General features: G+C 65.6%; 18 protein-coding genes. 9 read left to right on the forward strand and 9 right to left on the reverse strand.

The features are described 5' to 3' along the window. Positions 1–52 precede the first annotated feature (52 nt). The 3 genes from mscL (at position 53) to AC3A6I_RS03695 (ending at position 2,296) form a co-directional block, all read left to right on the forward strand. On the forward strand, positions 53–487 hold the full coding sequence (gene mscL, locus AC3A6I_RS03685; protein ID WP_487541832.1) for a large conductance mechanosensitive channel protein MscL: 435 nt from the start codon (positions 53–55) through the stop codon (positions 485–487). Positions 488–829: 342 nt separating this feature from the next. Further along, a complete protein-coding gene (locus AC3A6I_RS03690) occupies positions 830–1,471 on the forward strand; it encodes a response regulator transcription factor (protein ID WP_487541833.1) in 642 nt (213 codons plus the stop codon). A gap of 99 nt (positions 1,472–1,570) precedes the next feature. Continuing rightward, on the forward strand, positions 1,571–2,296 hold the full coding sequence (locus AC3A6I_RS03695) for a DUF421 domain-containing protein (RefSeq protein WP_487541834.1): 726 nt from the start codon (positions 1,571–1,573) through the stop codon (positions 2,294–2,296). 193 nt (positions 2,297–2,489) lie between these two features. Here the strand turns inward: AC3A6I_RS03695 and maiA are convergent, their stop codons facing one another. After that, entirely contained in the window at positions 2,490–3,137 is a 648-nt protein-coding gene (maiA, locus tag AC3A6I_RS03700) for a maleylacetoacetate isomerase (RefSeq protein ID WP_487541835.1), read from the reverse strand. Positions 3,138–3,211: 74 nt separating this feature from the next. Beyond that, positions 3,212–4,492, reverse strand: a complete 1,281-nt coding sequence (hemA, locus tag AC3A6I_RS03705) for a 5-aminolevulinate synthase (RefSeq protein ID WP_487541836.1) — start codon at positions 4,490–4,492, stop codon at positions 3,212–3,214. A gap of 410 nt (positions 4,493–4,902) precedes the next feature. On the opposite strand from hemA, the gene AC3A6I_RS03710 reads away from it, so the two are divergent. Continuing rightward, positions 4,903–6,222: a hypothetical protein gene (locus AC3A6I_RS03710; protein ID WP_487541837.1), complete on the forward strand. Its 1,320-nt coding sequence runs from the start codon at positions 4,903–4,905 to the stop codon at positions 6,220–6,222. A gap of 219 nt (positions 6,223–6,441) precedes the next feature. Here the strand turns inward: AC3A6I_RS03710 and AC3A6I_RS03715 are convergent, their stop codons facing one another. The 3 genes from AC3A6I_RS03715 to AC3A6I_RS03725 all read right to left on the reverse strand — a co-directional run bounded on the left by AC3A6I_RS03715 (position 6,442) and on the right by AC3A6I_RS03725 (position 8,861). After that, the gene (locus AC3A6I_RS03715; protein ID WP_487541838.1) at positions 6,442–7,449 is read right to left on the reverse strand and encodes an endonuclease/exonuclease/phosphatase family protein; all 1,008 of its coding nucleotides are present in this window, start codon (positions 7,447–7,449) and stop codon (positions 6,442–6,444) included. A 232-nt stretch (positions 7,450–7,681) separates the two neighbouring features. Continuing rightward, a complete protein-coding gene (locus tag AC3A6I_RS03720; protein WP_487541839.1) occupies positions 7,682–8,044 on the reverse strand; it encodes a VOC family protein in 363 nt (120 codons plus the stop codon). Positions 8,045–8,054: 10 nt separating this feature from the next. Then, positions 8,055–8,861, reverse strand: coding sequence for an alpha/beta fold hydrolase (locus AC3A6I_RS03725; protein WP_487544978.1), 807 nt, complete (start codon positions 8,859–8,861; stop codon positions 8,055–8,057). A 229-nt stretch (positions 8,862–9,090) separates the two neighbouring features. Between AC3A6I_RS03725 and AC3A6I_RS03730 the strand changes: the two genes are divergently transcribed. From AC3A6I_RS03730 to AC3A6I_RS03740, 3 genes are all read left to right on the forward strand, one after another. Beyond that, a complete protein-coding gene (locus tag AC3A6I_RS03730) occupies positions 9,091–9,768 on the forward strand; it encodes a TetR/AcrR family transcriptional regulator (RefSeq protein ID WP_487541840.1) in 678 nt (225 codons plus the stop codon). Between the two features lie 66 nt (positions 9,769–9,834). Beyond that, positions 9,835–10,605 (forward strand): SDR family NAD(P)-dependent oxidoreductase, encoded by a 771-nt coding sequence (locus AC3A6I_RS03735; RefSeq protein WP_487541841.1) that lies wholly within the window; start codon positions 9,835–9,837, stop codon positions 10,603–10,605. An 82-nt stretch (positions 10,606–10,687) separates the two neighbouring features. Further along, a complete protein-coding gene (locus AC3A6I_RS03740) occupies positions 10,688–11,353 on the forward strand; it encodes a YiaD family glycine zipper/OmpA-like lipoprotein (protein ID WP_487541842.1) in 666 nt (221 codons plus the stop codon). Positions 11,354–11,403: 50 nt separating this feature from the next. Here AC3A6I_RS03740 and AC3A6I_RS03745 read toward each other — a convergent pair whose 3' ends face one another. Then, positions 11,404–11,685, reverse strand: coding sequence for a hypothetical protein (locus AC3A6I_RS03745; RefSeq protein WP_487541843.1), 282 nt, complete (start codon positions 11,683–11,685; stop codon positions 11,404–11,406). Between the two features lie 57 nt (positions 11,686–11,742). Next, on the reverse strand, positions 11,743–12,693 hold the full coding sequence (locus tag AC3A6I_RS03750) for a S1C family serine protease (protein ID WP_487541844.1): 951 nt from the start codon (positions 12,691–12,693) through the stop codon (positions 11,743–11,745). Between the two features lie 269 nt (positions 12,694–12,962). Between AC3A6I_RS03750 and AC3A6I_RS03755 the strand changes: the two genes are divergently transcribed. After that, positions 12,963–13,517, forward strand: a complete 555-nt coding sequence (locus tag AC3A6I_RS03755; protein WP_487541845.1) for a helix-turn-helix transcriptional regulator — start codon at positions 12,963–12,965, stop codon at positions 13,515–13,517. A gap of 118 nt (positions 13,518–13,635) precedes the next feature. Here the strand turns inward: AC3A6I_RS03755 and coaA are convergent, their stop codons facing one another. Further along, the gene (gene coaA, locus AC3A6I_RS03760) at positions 13,636–14,577 is read right to left on the reverse strand and encodes a type I pantothenate kinase (protein ID WP_487541846.1); all 942 of its coding nucleotides are present in this window, start codon (positions 14,575–14,577) and stop codon (positions 13,636–13,638) included. After that, on the reverse strand, positions 14,574–15,785 hold the full coding sequence (gene coaBC / locus AC3A6I_RS03765) for a bifunctional phosphopantothenoylcysteine decarboxylase/phosphopantothenate--cysteine ligase CoaBC (protein ID WP_487541847.1): 1,212 nt from the start codon (positions 15,783–15,785) through the stop codon (positions 14,574–14,576). The genes coaA and coaBC overlap by 4 nt, the downstream gene beginning before the upstream one ends. Positions 15,786–15,973: 188 nt before the next feature. Between coaBC and AC3A6I_RS03770 the strand changes: the two genes are divergently transcribed. Then, on the forward strand, positions 15,974–17,179 hold the full coding sequence (locus AC3A6I_RS03770; RefSeq protein ID WP_487541848.1) for a mandelate racemase/muconate lactonizing enzyme family protein: 1,206 nt from the start codon (positions 15,974–15,976) through the stop codon (positions 17,177–17,179). Positions 17,180–17,388: the final 209 nt, after the last annotated feature.

Genomic DNA, 17,388 nt, shown 5'->3' on the forward strand with positions numbered 1-17,388 from the left:
CTTGTAAGGGCGCGCCGAGAGGGCGAGTTCCGCCGAACTGAAGGGGACTGACATGGGTGTCTTGAAGGAATTCCGGGATTTTGCCCTTAAGGGCAATGTTGTCGATCTTGCCATCGGCGTGATCATCGGCGCCGCGTTCGGCGCCATCGTCTCGTCGCTGGTCGACGATGTCTTCATGCCGGTGATCGGCCTGATCCTGAACGGCATCGACTTCTCGAACCTGTTCGTGGCGCTCCTGCCGCCCGAAGGCGCGCAGTATCCCAGCATTGCGGCGGCCAAGGATGCGGGCGTGGCAACGCTCAACTACGGCCTGTTCATCAATGCGGTCGTCAAGTTCACCATCATTGCCTTCGTGCTGTTCCTGGTGGTCAAGGCGATCAACCGCCTGCGCAAGCAGGAAGCCGCTGCCCCCGCCGAGCCGCCGGCTCCGACGGCCGAGGAGAAGCTGCTGATGGAAATCCGCGACGCCATCAAGGCGCAGCAATAGCACGCCAACGGCCAGGCGGCAGTCGTTGCCGCCTGCCGCGCGCCGCTCGTGGCGACGCATTTGCATACCCCGCTTGTAGGAAAATAATCCTTGACCGCCGTCAACAAGGTATTTAAGCCTAGTTTGGGTAAGCGAGGACATATACGTAGTTTGCCCAATCGGATGGGGCCACGAGTTATTGCATTGTAGTGGCAGATATTTCGACTCGGGGCGGGTCGCCCGAATAACGGGTAGTTGAGCAGTATATTGTGCTCAAGGCGTCGATTAACTGGCCGACGCGTTCTTAGAACTATGTACGAATAGGCAGGCCGAAGTGGACGGCTATGTTGGTCGGAGGTGGGCGTGACCGAAACGATCTACTATCCCCCGTACCTGCTACGGGACCGTCTGATCCATATTCTCGATGCCGACGCAGCGACCTGCGAGGCGTTGAGCGTGTTGTTCCGGCTCGAAGGTTTCCAGACGGCATTCTCGGTCGATACCGCGAGCTTCCTGATGGCTGCCGAACGGCGGCGGCCCGATGTCGCCGTCATCAACATTCGCATCGGCAACGAGGATGGGCTGGCCATCCTCAAGCGGGTCAAGACCATGCGGACGGGCACGCCGGTCTTCATCCTCGAGGACCGGCCGGAGATCGAATCCACCGTGCTGGCGATGAAGGCGGGCGCTTCCGACGTGTTCCCCAAGCCGATCGATTCCGAACGGCTGGTGAACTCGGTGCGTGATGCGCTGCGCCAGGAGATCCAGCTCGGCACTGTCGAGGGCGGGCGGCGTCAGATCGAGGTCCGCGGTTTCGACCAGCTGACGCCGCGCGAGCGCGAAGTGCTGCAGCTGATCACCAATGGCCAGTCCAACAAGGAGGCCGGACGAGAGCTCGGCATTTCGCCGCGCACCATCGAGGTGCACCGCGCCCGCGTGATGGAAAAGCTGGGCGCGCGCAACACCGCCGATCTGATGCGGATCGTGCTCACCAGTGACAGTTGACGCCGGCGGGTTGATCCTTAGCCTCGCCCAAGCGAGGTCCGCCGGAACGCCGGTGCTGGCCGCAACGTTTCCGGGGCATAACTGCCCCGGAGCTCCAGCGTGGATCAGCCTATTGCCGCCTTCGACCTGCAGCGCATGATGTTTGGCGACGAGTCGCCGTTCTTCCTGCTCGAGATCGTGCTGCGCACGCTCATCGTCTACGTCTATGCACTGTTGCTGCTGCGTTGGCTCGGCAGCCGGACCATCGGGCAGCTGTCGACCATCGAATTCCTGCTGGTGATCGCGCTCGGTTCGGCCGTGGGCGATGCCATGTTCTACCCGGACGTGCCGCTGGTGCACGCGTTGCTGGTGGTGACGGTGGTGGTGTTCGCCAACAAGGGGCTCGATATCCTCATCGCGCGCAGCAAAGGCGCCGAGCGCGTGCTCGACGGGGCGCCCGAGGAGGTGATCCGCGACGGCGTGATCTGCAAGGCGTTCTTCGGCTCGACAACCATGGGGGTGAGCGAGCTGTTCCAGGAGCTGCGCGAGAAGGGCATCGAACACCTGGGGCAGGTTGGACGCGCCTATATCGAGTCCGATGGCGTGCTGACCGTGTTCAAGGCCAAGGACGAGCGGCCCGGCCTGCCCATCGTGCCACCGGCAGAGGTTGAGCCGCCGGAGATGGTAGAGGCGGATCAGGCGACGCCGGCCGGCGGGAGGCTGGCCTGCACCCATTGTGGCACGGTACGGGAGGTGGCGGCGGGGGTGCAGCCGGGAACTTGCCCGCATTGCGGCCATCACCACTGGACAGCGCCGCGCTCCGGCGAGCTCTATGCGGGGCGGTAGGGTTAAGAACTGACCATCAGCGCCCCTGCTGGAGCGGTTCACAGTCGGTCTGCCCTACCGCCAGCTGTCATCCCTGCGAAAGCAGGGATTCATTTCTGCTTCCGCGCCAGCTGCGAGTTGGATCCCAGCTTTCGCTGGGATGACAGCCAGTGAGAAAGGCGAGCCGGGTTGGCTCAATCAACGGTGAAATGCTCTAGTTCACCGTCTCGGCCGGAAAATCGATCTGCGCTTCGGGCGCGGCATCGGCGAAGGCGGGCAGGTCGCGGCAGGCCTCGTCGAGCGCCACGAGCCGCGGATAGGGGCCGAGGTCGCAGCCGAAGCGCCGCGCATTGGCCATCTGCGGCACGAGGCAGGCTTCGGCGAGGCCGGGCGTGTCGGTGTAGGCGTAGCGGGTCGGGGGCCGGCTTTCGGCCAGCATGGTCTCGAGGCTCAGGAAGGCCGTCCCGATCCAGTGGTGATACCAGGCGGTGATCCGCGCTTCGTCGGCGCCCATCGGTCCGGCGAGATATTTCCGCACCCGGTTATTGTTGATCGGGTGGACATCGGCCGCGATCAGGTAGGCGAAGGAACGGGCCGTGGCCCGAGCGATGGGATCCTCGGGTAGCAGCGGCGGCTGCGGGAACAGCTCTTCGATCAGCCCGATGATCGCCATCGATTGCGCCACGATGCGTCCATCGATTTCCAGCGCCGGCATCAGCCCCTGCGGGTTGATGGCGATGTACTCGGGCGAGGCGGCCGACGGCACGGGTACGTACTCGTAACTCAGACCCTTCAGGTTGAGCACGATGCGCACGCGCTGGCCGGCGGAGTTCTGATAGCGCGTGTGAAGGCGGAGTTGCATGCGGCGGACCATGGCTGGAGGCATCCACCAAGTCTAGCGCCCGTTTATGACGGTTCTGTCCTACCCGCCGGCGATCAGCCGCCGACGGTGGGGAGGGTCAGGTCGCCGCTGGTGAGCTTGGACGAGGTGACCTTCGGGGCCGGGCGCTCGCGCGGCAGCTCGAGGCTGGCCCACACGCTGACCAGGGCGTGGCGGAGCTCGATGATCATCTCGTCGGTATGCAGCGGGGTCGGCGTGATGCGCAGCCGTTCGGTGCCCTTGGGCACGGTGGGGTAGTTGATCGGCTGGATGTAGATGTTGTGCTTGTCCATCAGCATGTCGCTGGCGGCCTTGCACAGGCGGGCATCGCCCACGATGACCGGCACGATATGGGTGTCGGTCTTGAGCACCGGCAGGCCGGCGTCGTTGAGGATGTCCTTGGTCAGTTGCGCCTGGCGCTGCTGGCCGGCGCGTTCGACGCCCGAGGCCTTGAGCAGGTCGATCGAGGTGCGGGCTGCGGCGCACAGCGCCGGGGGCAGGGCAGTGGTGAAGATGAACTCGGGCGCGTAGGAGCGCACCGCGTCGATGATTGCCCTGTTCGCCGTGATGTAGCCGCCCATGACGCCGAAGGCCTTGGCGAGCGTGCCTTCGATGATGTCGATGCGGCCCATCAGGTTCTCGCGCTCGGCAATGCCGCCGCCGCGCGGGCCATACATGCCGACGGCATGGACTTCGTCGATATAGGTGAGCGCACCGAACTCCTCGGCGAGATCGCAGATCTCCTTGATCGGGGCGATGTCGCCATCCATCGAGTAGACCGACTCGAACACGATCAGCTTGGGCCGCTTGCGGTCGACCGTTGCGAGCAGCTCGCGCAGGTGGTCGACGTCATTGTGGCGGAAGATTTTCTTTTCCATGCCCGACTGACGCACGCCCTGGATCATGGAGGCGTGGTTGAGCTGGTCGGAGAAGATCACGCAATCGGGCAAGAGCCGCGCGATCGTCGAGATTGCGGCTTCGTTGGAGACGAAGCCGGAGGTGAAGACGAGGGCGGCTTCCTTGCGGTGCAGGTCGGCGAGCGAGCGCTCGAGCTCGACCAGCGGCCGGTTGGTGCCGGAAATGTTGCGCGTGCCGCCGGCGCCGACGCCGAGCTTAGCCGCCGCATCCTGCATCGCGGCGATCACGGTCGGGTTCTGGCCCATGCCGAGATAATCGTTCGAGCACCAGATGGTGATTTCGCGCTCGTTGTCGGAAGCGTCGCGATAGATCGCCCGCGGAAACCGCCCGGCGATGCGCTCGAGATCGGCAAACACGCGATAGCGCTTTTCCTGCCGCAACGCGTCGACAGCGTCTTCGAAAAACCCGCGATAGTCCATTTCGTCACTCTCTCAAGCGCTTCGGGGACATTTCGTACAGAAGCGCGACAACCAGACCTTGGCCGGGGCGAGGCGTCCCGGGTGCGGCCTCCGATAGCGTGTGCTACCTAGACCCTGTTGTTCCTGCGTTGACATAGGTCAATTCGACGCGCGGCCGGTGCAAGCCATTGATGGCGCTTGGCCTTGTTGCCACAGGTTGGAACCATCCTAAACAATCGCATGCGCCGTGCCAACCAATCCTGCGTGCATCTATGGTCGCAGGTATCGATGCGCGAGCTGCCGTCAGAGCATTCACAATCGGTTCAGGCGGCCCGTGCGACTTGCTCGAGTGCCGTCGCGCCCTGGCCGCAGATCGTTGACCGGGCCTCGCGGTAGATTACTATCTGCCCAACGGAACAGGGGGATCCGCCATGAAGAGCTTCTCGTCGTCGAGCTTCGCGAACGACCACGCCGAGCTGCTGGACCTTGCGCTCGCCGCGGTCAACAAGCACCCGCAGGCGCTGTTCACCGATTTCCAGTGGTTCCTCTACGAGGCCCGCGACACGGTGTTCTTCACCGCCGCCTCGCGCCAGAGTTTCACCAAGGACAGCCTGAGCAACCTCGTCGCCGACATGGTGGCGCTGGCCCCGCAACTGACGCACGGCTTCGTCGGCGCCCGTCCCGGCCAGCCGTTCCCCAAGCACCTGCTCGATGCGATCACCCATGTCGAGGAAGTCGACGAGTTCGATGGCTATCCGGACAAGTGGCTGAGCAAGTCGACCGACATCTTCGATCGCGATGACCTGCCGCTGTTCCGTGTCTCGGCCGTTGTTCGTCGCGGTGGCCCCGATGCCGATGGCCGCGTCTCGATGATCCAGGTGCGTTCGAGCCATGCCGTGCTCGAAGGTTCGGATTCGGCGCTGCTGACCCGCTCGGCCAATGCCAGCCACGGCGTGATGAGCGACAAGACCAACAAGGTCGGCTTCGGCGCCCGCCTCAAGGGCACCCTGCGCGGCTGGGGCATGACTTTCATGTATGTCACGCTCGCCAACCTCCTGGCGCCGCCCGACCGGCCGTGGGGCTTCAAGACGCTGGCGCTCAAGCGTCACCGGCTGCGCCTGTTGGCCAACAAGCTCGGCGTGCGCCAGCGCTCGCTGATGTTCGCGCTGGTGACCCACGCGCTCAACGGGGAAGGCGCCCAGCGCCACATGTCGCAAAAGGTGATCGGCGCCGCCTACACCATGCTGGACGGCAAGCGCCACGATGCCGACGACGACTTCTTCCGCGTCCGCGCGCTCGAGGCCAAGTTCAAGGTCATCGACGATTTCGTTGAGTATGTCCGCACTGTCGATGCGACGGTGGACAGGATCGAGCAGAAGGACATCACCAAGTTCCAGGTGATGATGAACTCGATGTTCAAGGCGCTGCGCGGGCTGAACAAGGCGCTGCCTTTCCTGCCCGGCAAGCGCTTCTGGCGCTTCAATGGCGGCATCCATGTCGTGCTGACGCTGGTGCCGCCGCACCGCACCTACGGGCCGATGACGCATGGCATGATGGAGCCGATCTATTGCGGCGCCTGGCACCCGGCCGCCAACATCTGCACGTTCTGCCCGGGACGGGAATATGTGACGCTGAACTTCTCGATGGAGACGCGGCATATCGAGAACGTGGACAGGATCACCGCGCTGCTCGAGCGGGTGGAGGCGATGGACATCGCGCCGACGGGCAAGGTGGAGGATGAGGAGGTTTGATCGTGCCCTCCAGGGACCCCCTCTCTTGCGAAAACTAAGGACTTAGCTGCGCTAAGCCCAAGTTTTCGCTTTCTCCCCGGCCAAGGGGGAGAAGATCACTGTATCCACCGGTGTGTGACAGACGCACCCTCTCCCCCTTGGCGGGGGAGAAGCGAGACTTACGAGCGTTAGCGAGTTAGTCGCAGCAGAGAGGGGGTGCGATGCCGCACGACCCTCTATCTACTCCCGAAACCCACCAATCTTCGCCACCACCATCTCATGGTCCGACAGCACCTCGCCGTCCGGCGCCAGGGCCGGGACGATGCGGCTCCCTTCGACCAGCAGTCCGCGTGCCAGGAACCAGTCGAGCTTCCACGTCCCGCGCGGGTTGCGGCTGACCCGGCTCGGGCGCGTCGTCGTCTGGTCGAGCGGGCCGCCATGGCGCTCGTAGCCGCGGCCGGCCGCGTGGGCGAACAGCGTTTCCTTCTCGAAATCGCCATTGTCGGCAAGGCCGGTGTTGAGGTCGCCGCCGATGATCACCGGCGCGTCGCCGGCAAGCTGGTCGATGGCATCGAGGAGACGCCGGATCTGGCCCTCGCGATACTCGGCATTGCCGCGGTTTTCGAGATGCACCGAGACGGTATAGAGCGGCCCCTCGGTGGTCGCGACCGCCGAGGCAATGGCGCAGCGCGTGCCGATGCGCTTGGCCGGCGTCTCGGGCGTGAACCAGTGGCCATGCGACTCGAGCCGGATCATCACCGGCGATTGCAGCGCAGTCTTGGCCAGCAGCGCGTTCCCGTGAAAGCCGTGCACGTTGAAATCGTCGTCGCAGAATTCGAGCTCGACGTCGGCGCCCAGCTCGAGTTCGAGGAACTCGACGCCGAAGGCGTAGGCCATGCCCAGCTGCTCAGCCAGTTCGCGCGAAGTGTGGAGCTGGCCGGTGCGGGCCATGCCGTTGTCCACCTCGGAGAGCAGCGCGATGTCGGCGCCCTCGCGGGCGAGCATATCGCCTGACTTTTCGACCGCATAGCAACGCTCGAGGTTCCAGGCGGCGACGGTGAGCGGGAAGCTCAGCGGCTCGCCCAGGTCGGAGACCGGGGCTTCGAGGCGCTGCAGGCAGCTGAGGCCGGCCAGCGCTTCGGCATGGTTGGCCTCGATCCGCTCGAGGGCGGCGAGGCGATCGCGTTCCTCCTGCGGTGGGCCGGCAAGGAGGGCGATCTGAGCGGGCTTGACGAGGTCGATGGACATGGCACGGGTCGGATTGCTGAGGGGGAAGCAAGCTGCCTAGCCGCCCGATATGTCGTGCCGGTGACACCAAGGGGGAGGCGGTGCCAGTGGTGCGATTGGATGGAGCCTCACCCACGATTGTCATCCCTGCGAAAGCAGGGATCCACGTCTCAGCCCGCGCTGGCGGCAAGATGGATCCTCGCTTTCGCGGGGATGACAGCCGGTGGATGGGGTTCGCATCGGACCTAGTCCGTTACGGGCTGCCCAGCACCATGCGGTTGCCCTCGCTGTCGCGGAACTCGGCGACCACGCGCCCCGGCTGCCATGGCGCTTCGGCCGGCTCGGTGACGATCTCGACACCCTTGGCCCGGAGCCGCTCGATAGTGCCGGCGACATCGTCATCGACCAGCACCAGTACCGGCTCGTCCGGATCGGCGTCGGGGCGCCGGCGCACGAAATGCAGGTGGGTCGGGCTGCCCGCGAAGGCGAGCTCGATCCAGCGCCAGTCGCCGCCCATCGGGCTATCGGCGGCGACGCTGCAGCCGAGCATGTCCCTGTAGAAGGTCTTGGCGCGATCCTGGTCGATGACGGGCAGTTCGGCGAACTGGATATGCATTGCGGTCTCCTTACCTGAGGGCAGCTTCGAGCGCGCCGGCGAAGGCGGGGTCGTCAAAGCCCATGTGATCGCCAGGGACGGTCGTTGGCGCTATGCCCAGCGCATTGGCCAGCGCCGTCGCCATTGCCTCGATCGGCTGACCCTTCGAGCCTTCGCCGATGGCGACCACTACGCGCGTGCCGTTGGCCTTCAATGTGGCAACATCCGGCTTGTAGAAGGAGAGCGGCCGCATGCCGTGGGCGAGCCAGTACTCGAAATTGGCCCCGACCCGCGCCATGGTCTCGGCCGCCTCCGGGGGCATGTCACCGAAATCCGGCGGGCCGTCCTCGTCGAGGCCGTTGGCGCCGAAGAAATGGCCCATCGCGGCATCGACGCCCTCGTCCCGATAGATGCGGTAGAGCTCTTCCGTCTCGGCAACGGCCGGAGCGGGATCGGCCATCAGCCTCATGCTGGGCGGCTCGTGCGCCACGACCGTGCCCACCAGGCCCGGATGCCGCGTGGCCAGCTCGAGCGCGATCTGCGCGCCGCCAGAGGTGCCGAACACGTCGGCCCGACCGCCGAGCTCGCCGATCAATGCCGCTACATCATCGGCAAGCACGCCGAGATCGAGTTCTGTCGGCGCCGCATCGAACAGTGAGCGCGAATTGCCGCGCGGATCGATGGCGACGACGCGGTGAGTATCCGCCAGGCCGGCCGCGAGCTCGGCGAATACCCCGGCATCTTGCGGTCCGCCGGGGATGATCACCAGCAGCGACCCGGTGCCGCGCAGCTCGTAATAGAGGCTCGCACCGGGGACCTTGAGGGTCGCTGCATGCATCTCATCCACTATCTCTCTCCATTTTCCTGCGCGGAGGCGCCGGGCGCAGCCAGCACCGCTGCCGCGAGCATCTTCAAAACTAGACCGTCCAGTACCGAGCGTTGCGAAGAACTAGACTGTCCAGTACTATATGTCAATGGCGAGTCGAGATGGCACGAGCATGAAAGAGGGGCAGGGCCGCAGGTCGAAACTCCGCCGGCCGCCAGCAGGTAGCGCTGGCGCGCCGGGCATGTCGGCTGCCTTGTATGAAGCCGGTCACCCCGAAGCTGGTCATCCCGAGGCCGAAAGCCGCTCGGCCACCAAGCGCCGGGCTATTCTCGCTGCCGCGACCGAGGTGTTCCTGCGCTCGGGCTTTCTCGGCACCAACATGGACGAGATCGCCGCGCTGTCCGAGGTGTCCAAGCAGACCGTCTACAAGCACTTCGCCAGCAAGGAAGCGCTCTTCGTCGAGATCGTCACCTCGATGTCGGGTGGGGCCGGCGACGCCGTACACCTGCGCAACCAGGACCGGCCGGATCCGGCCAATCCCGATGAGCTGAAGCCCTTCCTCGAGGACTATGCCTATCGCCAACTCAGCATTGTAGTGACGCCGCGGCTGATGCAGTTGCGCCGGCTGGTGATCGGCGAGGTGGCGCGCTTCCCCGAACTGGCGCGGGCGCTTTACGACTGGGGCCCGGCGCGCGCCATGGCGATGCTGGCGGAGATGTTCGAGCGATTCGCCGCCGCGGGGCTGCTGCGCATCGATGATCCGAAAGAAGCGGCCGAGCACTTCAACTGGCTGGTCATGGCCCAGCCTGTCAACGAGGCGATGCTGCTCGGCGATGCGGCGATCCCTGGCGCTGATGAGTTGCGCCGCTACGCCGCTTCGGGCGTGCGCGTATTCCTTGCCGCCTACGGTATCCGTTGACCCTTGTATGGTAGGGCGTAGCGCGCTAGGTCCCCGGCCGACACTTTAGTCTTAGGGGGAAATCCGATGTCCGAGTTCGCCGTCTATCCCAGCCTCAAGGGCATGCCCGTGATCGTTTCGGGCGGCGCATCCGGTATCGGCGAAGGCATCGTCCGCGCCTTTGCCGAGCAGGGCAGCAAGGTCGGCTTCGTCGATATCGCGAGGGAAGCCGGCGAGAAGCTCGAGGCCGAACTCAATGCAGCCGGCGGCACGGTGAAGTTCACGCATTGCGACATCACCGATATTCCGGCCTATCAGGCGGCGATCGCCGGCTTCACCGAGGCGCACGGCCCGACGCTGGCGCTGGTCAACAATGCTGCCAACGACACCCGCCATACCATCGCCGAGATCACGCCCGAGGCGTGGGACAAGGCCATGGCGGTCAACCTGAAGCACGCCTTCTTCGCCGTGCAGGCGGTGGCGCCGGGAATGATTGCGGCCAAGCGCGGCTCGATCATCAATTTCGGCTCGGTGAGCTGGATGACCAACTCGGCCGATCTCACCGTCTACACCTCGGCCAAGGCGGCTGCGCACGGCATGTCGCGTTCGATGTCGCGCGAATACGGCAAGCACGGCATCCGCACCAACACGATCGTACCGGGTTGGATCATGACCGAGCGGCAGCTGAAGCTGTGGGCCACGCCGGATGCGTTCAAGATGCTCGAGCAGGTGCAGCCGCTGGCCGGACGGCTCTATCCACCCGATATCGCGCGCATGGCGCTGTTCCTTGCCGCCGACGATTCCAGGATGATTTCGGGTCAGGATTTCGTGGTCGACGGCGGCTGGGCGCATGGTTAATTTGCCGCCGGTCAAAATCGGCGCAAATCACCATCCTGCCGCAATCGCTGGCGAGAACGCGCTGAACCTACGGGGGACGTCAATGAAGTCGAAGATTCTGATCGCCGCCGCAGCGGCGCTGTCGCTGAGTGCCTGCACCTCGGTCAATCCCTATACCGGCGAAAGCCAGATCTCGAATGCCGGCGGTGGTGCGCTGCTCGGTGCGGGTGGCGGGGCCGTGGTCGGCGGCATCATCGGCGCGGCGACCGGCAATGATCCGCGCGTCGCGGCGCTCATCGGCGCGGGTGTGGGTGGCCTCACGGGCGCGGCGATCGGCAGCTACATGGACCAGCAGGAAGCCGAGCTGCGCGCCCAGCTGCAGGGCACCGGCGTGTCGGTGACGCGCGTCGGCCAGCAGATCATCCTCAACATGCCCTCCAACATCACGTTTGCCACCGACTCCGCGACCGTGCAGCCGCAGTTCAACGAGACCCTCGTCTCGGTCGGCCTCGTGCTCAAGAAGTTCAACAAGACGGTTATCGACGTCTACGGACACACGGATTCGCAGGGCTCGGACAGCTACAACCTGGACCTGAGCCAGAAGCGCGCCGTGGCCGTGGCGACCATTCTCGCCAGCCAGGGCATCGACCAGCGCCGCTTCTACATCACCGGCAAGGGCGAGGCGAACCCGATTGCCTCCAACGCCACCGAAGCCGGCCGTGCGCAGAACCGCCGCGTCGAGATTCAGCTGTCGCCTATCCAGGGCTGACACCAGCCAGATCGAAACAAGGGGCCCGGGAGCGATTCTGGGCCCTTTGCTTATGGCGACGTTTGCTCGGTGGTCGGCGTGCCGGGCACCATGTCTGTGCTGGCACCGCCGGCGAGCAACTGCAGCCCGAGCAGGATGGCGGCAACGATCAGCACGCCGATGACGCCGACACGAAACCATGCCGTGGGACCGGTGCCGCCGACGGTGCGTTCGACCTCGTCTTCGACGATCAGCGCCGTTTCCGGCACGACCTCGACCGTCGCGCCATTCTCGTCGACGAGGCGATCGACCTTGGCTGCTTCCGGCTGCCGTTCGGTTTCGAGAGTTGCCATGTTTGGTCGTCCTCCACTATTCGAGGATGAACGGGCTGGCCGGCTCGCGGGTTCCGGTCAGCCGGCGCTGGGCCGCTGGGTGAGCGTGGCCCCGAGCTCGAGCAGCCGCCCCGAGCGCAGGATCTGCAACTGCACGCGCGTGCCGATAGCGTCGGCCGTGAGCATGCGGAGGAGGGGGCCGGGGCCCTCGACTGGCCGGCCATCGAGCGCCAGCAGCACGTCGCCTTCGCGGACGCCGGCCCTCGCGGCGGGACCATCAGGAACGATCGAGTGCAGCACGGCCGCCGACTGCGAGCCGATATGGGCGGCGTCGGCGACGCGGCGGGGCAGGTTCACGGTGTCGGCGGCAACGCCGAGCCAAGCGCGGCGGACGGCGCCATGCTGCAGCACTTCGCCGAGCACGAGCTTCACCGTGTTGCTGGCAACAGCAAAGCAGATGCCCTGCGCCCCGGCGATCATCGCAGTCGAGATGCCGACCACTTCGCCGTGGCTCGACACCAGCGCGCCGCCGGAATTGCCGGGGTTGAGCGCGGCATCGGTCTGGATCACGTCCTCGATCGGCCGCCCCGAGGGTGAGCGCAGGCTGCGACCGAGGGCGGAGATGACGCCGGCGGTGACCGTTGACTCGAAGCCGAGCGGGTTGCCGATGGCGATGGCGATCTGGCCGCGGCGGAGTTCGGCGCTGTCGCCGAGGGCGGCGATGGGCAGGGCGCTGCCGTCGAGCTTGAGGATGGCGAGATCGGTGTCAGGGTCGGCGCCGAGCACGCGGCCGGCAAGGCGATGTCCGTCGGGCAGGGCGACATGCACTTCGCGATGCTTGCCGACGACGTGCGAGTTGGTGACGACGAGGCCGTCCTGCGAGATCACCACGCCGGAGCCATGACCTTTGCCGTCGGTGGTGACCATGCCGACGGAGGGTCCGACGGTTTCCGCGACATCGGAAACGGTGAGCGAATAGGCATCGAGCAGATGCTGGTCGGACGCGGGATTGAGCTGTGACGCGATCATGCCGGATATGTGGTTTCGCGCCGCAAGCCGGGCGAGACTGCCCGAATGGGGAGGCGCTGAGGCCACGAACCTGCCCATCTGGGCAGCTATTGATGACAGCCGCATCGGGCCAGCCTAGCTCTCTTTGCCGCTGGCCGCGGTTCGATGCGGTCTTCTCCTTGGTGACTTCGTCACCATATAGTCATGCAACGGATGACTGCGGGGAACCGCCTGCCATCATCCCCGGAGACAGTTCTGCAGCTGTCGCCGCCGCTAGGGAGTTTCAATCCATGGTGTTGCTCGCACAGAATTTTTCGCCCGAAGCCGGCCTCCGCGTCGCCGAATCGGGCCGTTTGCCGCTCTCGCCCACTGTTGGCGTAGCGCTGTCTCTCGATGACCTGACGCTGGCGCGTCAGCTGCGTCGCATGCTGCTCACCGAGCCGGGTCTGATCGAAACCGCCGATGCCATTGCCGACGTCGTGGTCACCGATCGTGACGGCGTCATCGGCCGCAATGTGCTGCGCCTGGGCACCGATGCGCTCGAGACCGCCGATGCCGATTTGATCGTCGCGGCCGCCCGGCTGCGCGCCGCCGGCTATCGTATCGAGCGCGAGCCCGATCCGCGCACCGCTCCGGCCGCCGAGCGCCGCAGCCTCAGCCAGCGCGAGCAGCAGGTGGCGGAGCTGCTGGTGAACGGCGCATCCAACAAGGTGATCGCGAGGGCGCTAGACATCTCGGTGCACACAGCCAAGTTCCACGTCACCGCCATTCTCGAAAAGCTCCGCGCTCGCAACCGGGCGGATGCTGTGTCGATCCTGCTGCGCGAGCGGCTGGTCGCCGCCTAGGCATTTACCCACGATGTCATTCCCGCGTAGGCGGGAACCCAGTTTTGGTACCGAGCCTGCGGCTACTGGATCCCCACCCGTGCGGGGATGACGCCGGAGTTTGTGGATGTGACGCGCCCTAGCGCCGCCTCAGCAGCACTTCCTCGAGGCGGTGGTCGCCGCCCTTCTTGAGGATCAGGTCGGCCCGTGAACGGGTCGGCGCGATATTCTCGGTGAGGTTCGGCAGGTTGATCGAGCGCCAGTTGTCCTGCCCGAAGCTTCCCGCTTCGTCTTTGCTCATGTCGGCATAGCGCTTGAAGAACGAGGCCGGGTTGCGGAACGCGGTTTCGCGCAGCCGGTAGAAGCGCTCCATGTACCAGGCTTCGAGATCATCGAGGTCGGCGTCGACATAGATCGAAAAATCGATGAAGTCCGAGGCGAACAACACCGGCTCGCCGCCTTTGCGCTGCACACCGGGCTGGAGGATGTTCAGCCCCTCGACGATCAGCACGTCCGGCTGGTCGACGACCATGTGCTCGCCGGGCACCACATCGTAGACAAGGTGCGAATAGAGCGGCACTTCGATGTTGCCGCGGCCCGACTTCACCTCGGACAGGAATTTGACCAGCCGGCCGCGATCATAGCTCTCCGGAAAACCCTTGCGCCGCATCAGGCCACGTTCGTTCAGCACCGCGTTGGGGTAGAGGAATCCGTCTGTGGTGACCAGATCGACCTTCGGGCTTGCCGGCCAGCGCTGCAGCAGTGCCCGCACGATGCGCGCCGTGGTCGATTTGCCCACCGCGACCGAGCCGGCAATGCCGATGACGAACGGCACTTTTCGCGCATTGGTGCCGAGAAAGCGGTGCGTCACGGTGTGGAGGTCGCGGATCGCTTCGACATGCAGCGAGAGGAGGCGCGAGAGCGGCAGGTAGGTGGCTTCGGCTTCGTGGAGCGAGATCGGGTCACTGAGCGAGCGCAGCCGCTCGATATCCTCAGCCGTCAGCGTCATCGGCTCGCCGGCGCCGAGCTCGGCCCACTGGGCGTGGGTGAAGCGGCGATAGGGGACCGTCGGCTCGATCATGCGCTGGGCTTGCCCAGCCGCGCGGCGATGACGGCAGCAAGGCGGTCGGCGACCTCGGTCTTGCTGAGCTCGGGCCAGGTCTCGGCGCCTTCGGCTGAGAGCAGCGTCACCTTGTTGCGGTCGCCGCCCATCACATCACCGGAGACGTCGTTGGCGACGATGACGTCGGCCCCTTTGCGCTTGAGCTTGGCCGTGCCGTTGGCGACCACGTCCTGCGTCTCTGCGGCGAAGCCGACCACGAGGCGCGGGCGCTGCTTGTGGTGGCCGATGGTGGCGAGGATGTCTGGGTTCTCGACCAGATGCAGTGACGGCACGCTGTCGTCGCCCGGCTGCTTCTTCATCTTCTCGGTCGCCACATCGGCGGTGCGCCAGTCGGCGACAGCGGCGACGAACACCGCCCCATCGGCGGGCAGGGCGGCTTCCACCCCCGCCAGCATTTCGCGGGCTGTTTCGACATGGGTGACCGCGACACCGGGCGGATCGGGCAGGGTGACCGGGCCGGTAACGAGCCGCACACTCGCGCCGAGCTTTGCCAGCGCGGCGGCGATGGCGTGGCCCTGCTTGCCGGACGAGCGGTTGGCGATGTAGCGCACCGGATCGATCGGCTCATGCGTCGGGCCGGAGGTGACGACAAAGCTGCGGCCGCTGAGCGGGCCGTCCGGGGCAAGCCGCTCGACGATGGCGGCGAGAATCTCCGCGGGCTCGGCCATGCGACCTTCGCCGGTCTCGCCGGCTTCGGCCATCGCCCCGGCGTTCGGGCCTACGAACTGGATGCCGTCGGCGGCGAGCGTCGCGCGGTTACGGCGCGTCGCCGGGTGCGCCCACATATGGGGATTCATCGCCGGCGCCATCAGCACCGGCTTGTCGGAAGCGAGCAGCACCGCGCCGGCGAGATCGCCGGCGAGGCCGGTCGCCGTCTTGGCCATGAGGTCGGCGGTGGCGGGGGCGACGACGATCAGGTCGGCTTCGCGCGACAGGCGGATATGACCGATATCGTGCTCGTCATCGCGGTTGAACAGCTCCGAAAACACCCTCTCGCCGCTGATCGCGCTCACCGAGAGCGGGGTGATGAACTGCTGCGCCGCCGCCGTCATCACGCAGCGCACGCGCGCGCCTTCATCCTTCAGCCGGCGGATCAGCTCGAGCACCTTGTAGGCGGCTATGCCGCCGCCGATGATGACGAGCAGGCGGCGGTCGCGCAGTCGCATGGCTGGCCTCCGGTGGATCGTTGCCCGCCATCTATACCAGCCCGGCCCAAACGCCTAGTCGCGGGCGGAAATGGGGCCGGCAAGGCAAGAAAAATGTACGATTCCCCATAAGGCGCATTCAATTCTGCGCCGGAATATGGATAAAGGAAGCATCTGGTATGGTAGCGAGTGAGGAGGCTCCCCCAACAATGAAGATTACCGATCTCAGGTGCGCGGTCATCGCCAACGCGCCCATCGTCCAGATCAGGACGGATGAAGGCATCACCGGCTGGGGCCAGATCGAGACCCCCAAGCCCTACGTGAAGCCACAGGTACTGGATCTGAAGGACTGGATCGTCGGGCAGGACCCGCGTGACGTCGAGCGCGTCATGCGCCGCATCCGTGTACGGGGCGGCTTCAAGCCGTTCGGTGCGGCCGTTTCGGCCATCGAACATGCGCTGTGGGACATCGCCGGCAAGGCGCTCAACGCCCCGGTCTATCGCCTGCTCGGCGGCAAGGTCCGCGACCAGGTCCGCACTTATCGTACGCTCTACCAGGCGGAAGTGCCGGGCGGCGCCGAGCACACCCCGGCCGGCTACAAGCGCTGGGCCGAGTACGGCAAGTCGCTGAAGGGCGAGTTCACCCTGTTCAAGCTGCCGTCGGCTTTCCACTCAGCGATGGTGCGCGACTTCCCCAACTACTTCTATGGCGAAGTGCAGCGCGATGCACCGTTCCCGTACCCGCATAAGGGCACGATGACCAAGGAAGGCCTTGATCATCTCGTCGCCTGCATCACCGCTGCGCGCGAGACGCTGGGCGCCGGCTACAACACCGCCGTCGACGCGGGCCCGGGCTTCATGCCGGTCGATGCGCTACGCCTCGCCAAGGCGGTCGAGCACCTGCACCTGATGTGGCTCGAGGACATGATCACCGGCGACTACGTGCCGTATGTGAACCCCGACGTGTACCGTGACGTCACCCACGCCACGACCACGCCCATCCACACCGGCGAGCAGATCTACCTGCGCCAGAACTACAAGCAACTGATCGAGAGCCACGCCGTCAACGTCATCGGCCCCGATCCGTGCGACATCGGCGGCCTCGCCGAGATCAAGTGGGTCGCCGAGCATGCCGACCTCCACGGCATCGCCATGGCGCCGCACGGCACCGCCAACGGCATCTTCGGTCTCGCCGCGCTGATCCAGGTCTGCGCCACCATGCCGGACAACCTGATCGCCTTCGAATATCCGGCCCGCTTCGAGCCCTTCTGGTACGACATCACCGAGGGCTTTGACGGCATGCCGGTCAAGGGCGGCCTGATCGACGTGCCGGATCGCCCGGGTCTCGGCGTCAACTTCAACGTCAAGGAAGCCAAGAAGCACCTGGGCGAAGGCGATTCTGACTTCTTCGATTGATTGCTGACGCCTACGGCGGATTGCGAACGCGCGGCCCCACGCCGCGCGTTCTGCTTTTGAGGGGCAGGTTGGTGCGACGCATCTCGGGCTGTCATCCCTGCGAAGGCAGGGATCCATCTCTCCACCGGCGCGGGCTAGGAGTTGGATCCCAGCTTTCGCTGGGATGACAGCCGGTGGGAGAGGTCAGTCCGGGCTAGTGCAACGACAGC

This window comes from Devosia sp. Soil_C_22, assembly GCF_057657195.1.

What these genes read in the sequence shown, in the direction of transcription:
- mscL (WP_487541832.1), top strand. Translation starts at nt 53, where the DNA reads ATGGGTGTCTTGAAGGAATTCCGGGATTTTGCCCTTAAGGGCAATGTT.
- maiA (WP_487541835.1), bottom strand. Translation starts at nt 3,137, where the DNA reads ATGCAACTCCGCCTTCACACGCGCTATCAGAACTCCGCCGGCCAGCGC.
- hemA (WP_487541836.1), bottom strand. Translation starts at nt 4,492, where the DNA reads ATGGACTATCGCGGGTTTTTCGAAGACGCTGTCGACGCGTTGCGGCAG.
- AC3A6I_RS03710 (WP_487541837.1), top strand. Translation starts at nt 4,903, where the DNA reads ATGAAGAGCTTCTCGTCGTCGAGCTTCGCGAACGACCACGCCGAGCTG.
- AC3A6I_RS03715 (WP_487541838.1), bottom strand. Translation starts at nt 7,449, where the DNA reads ATGTCCATCGACCTCGTCAAGCCCGCTCAGATCGCCCTCCTTGCCGGC.
- AC3A6I_RS03720 (WP_487541839.1), bottom strand. Translation starts at nt 8,044, where the DNA reads ATGCATATCCAGTTCGCCGAACTGCCCGTCATCGACCAGGATCGCGCC.
- AC3A6I_RS03725 (WP_487544978.1), bottom strand. Translation starts at nt 8,861, where the DNA reads ATGCATGCAGCGACCCTCAAGGTCCCCGGTGCGAGCCTCTATTACGAG.
- AC3A6I_RS03730 (WP_487541840.1), top strand. Translation starts at nt 9,091, where the DNA reads ATGTCGGCTGCCTTGTATGAAGCCGGTCACCCCGAAGCTGGTCATCCC.
- AC3A6I_RS03735 (WP_487541841.1), top strand. Translation starts at nt 9,835, where the DNA reads ATGTCCGAGTTCGCCGTCTATCCCAGCCTCAAGGGCATGCCCGTGATC.
- AC3A6I_RS03740 (WP_487541842.1), top strand. Translation starts at nt 10,688, where the DNA reads ATGAAGTCGAAGATTCTGATCGCCGCCGCAGCGGCGCTGTCGCTGAGT.
- AC3A6I_RS03745 (WP_487541843.1), bottom strand. Translation starts at nt 11,685, where the DNA reads ATGGCAACTCTCGAAACCGAACGGCAGCCGGAAGCAGCCAAGGTCGAT.
- AC3A6I_RS03750 (WP_487541844.1), bottom strand. Translation starts at nt 12,693, where the DNA reads ATGATCGCGTCACAGCTCAATCCCGCGTCCGACCAGCATCTGCTCGAT.
- AC3A6I_RS03755 (WP_487541845.1), top strand. Translation starts at nt 12,963, where the DNA reads ATGGTGTTGCTCGCACAGAATTTTTCGCCCGAAGCCGGCCTCCGCGTC.
- coaA (WP_487541846.1), bottom strand. Translation starts at nt 14,577, where the DNA reads ATGATCGAGCCGACGGTCCCCTATCGCCGCTTCACCCACGCCCAGTGG.
- coaBC (WP_487541847.1), bottom strand. Translation starts at nt 15,785, where the DNA reads ATGCGACTGCGCGACCGCCGCCTGCTCGTCATCATCGGCGGCGGCATA.
- AC3A6I_RS03770 (WP_487541848.1), top strand. Translation starts at nt 15,974, where the DNA reads ATGAAGATTACCGATCTCAGGTGCGCGGTCATCGCCAACGCGCCCATC.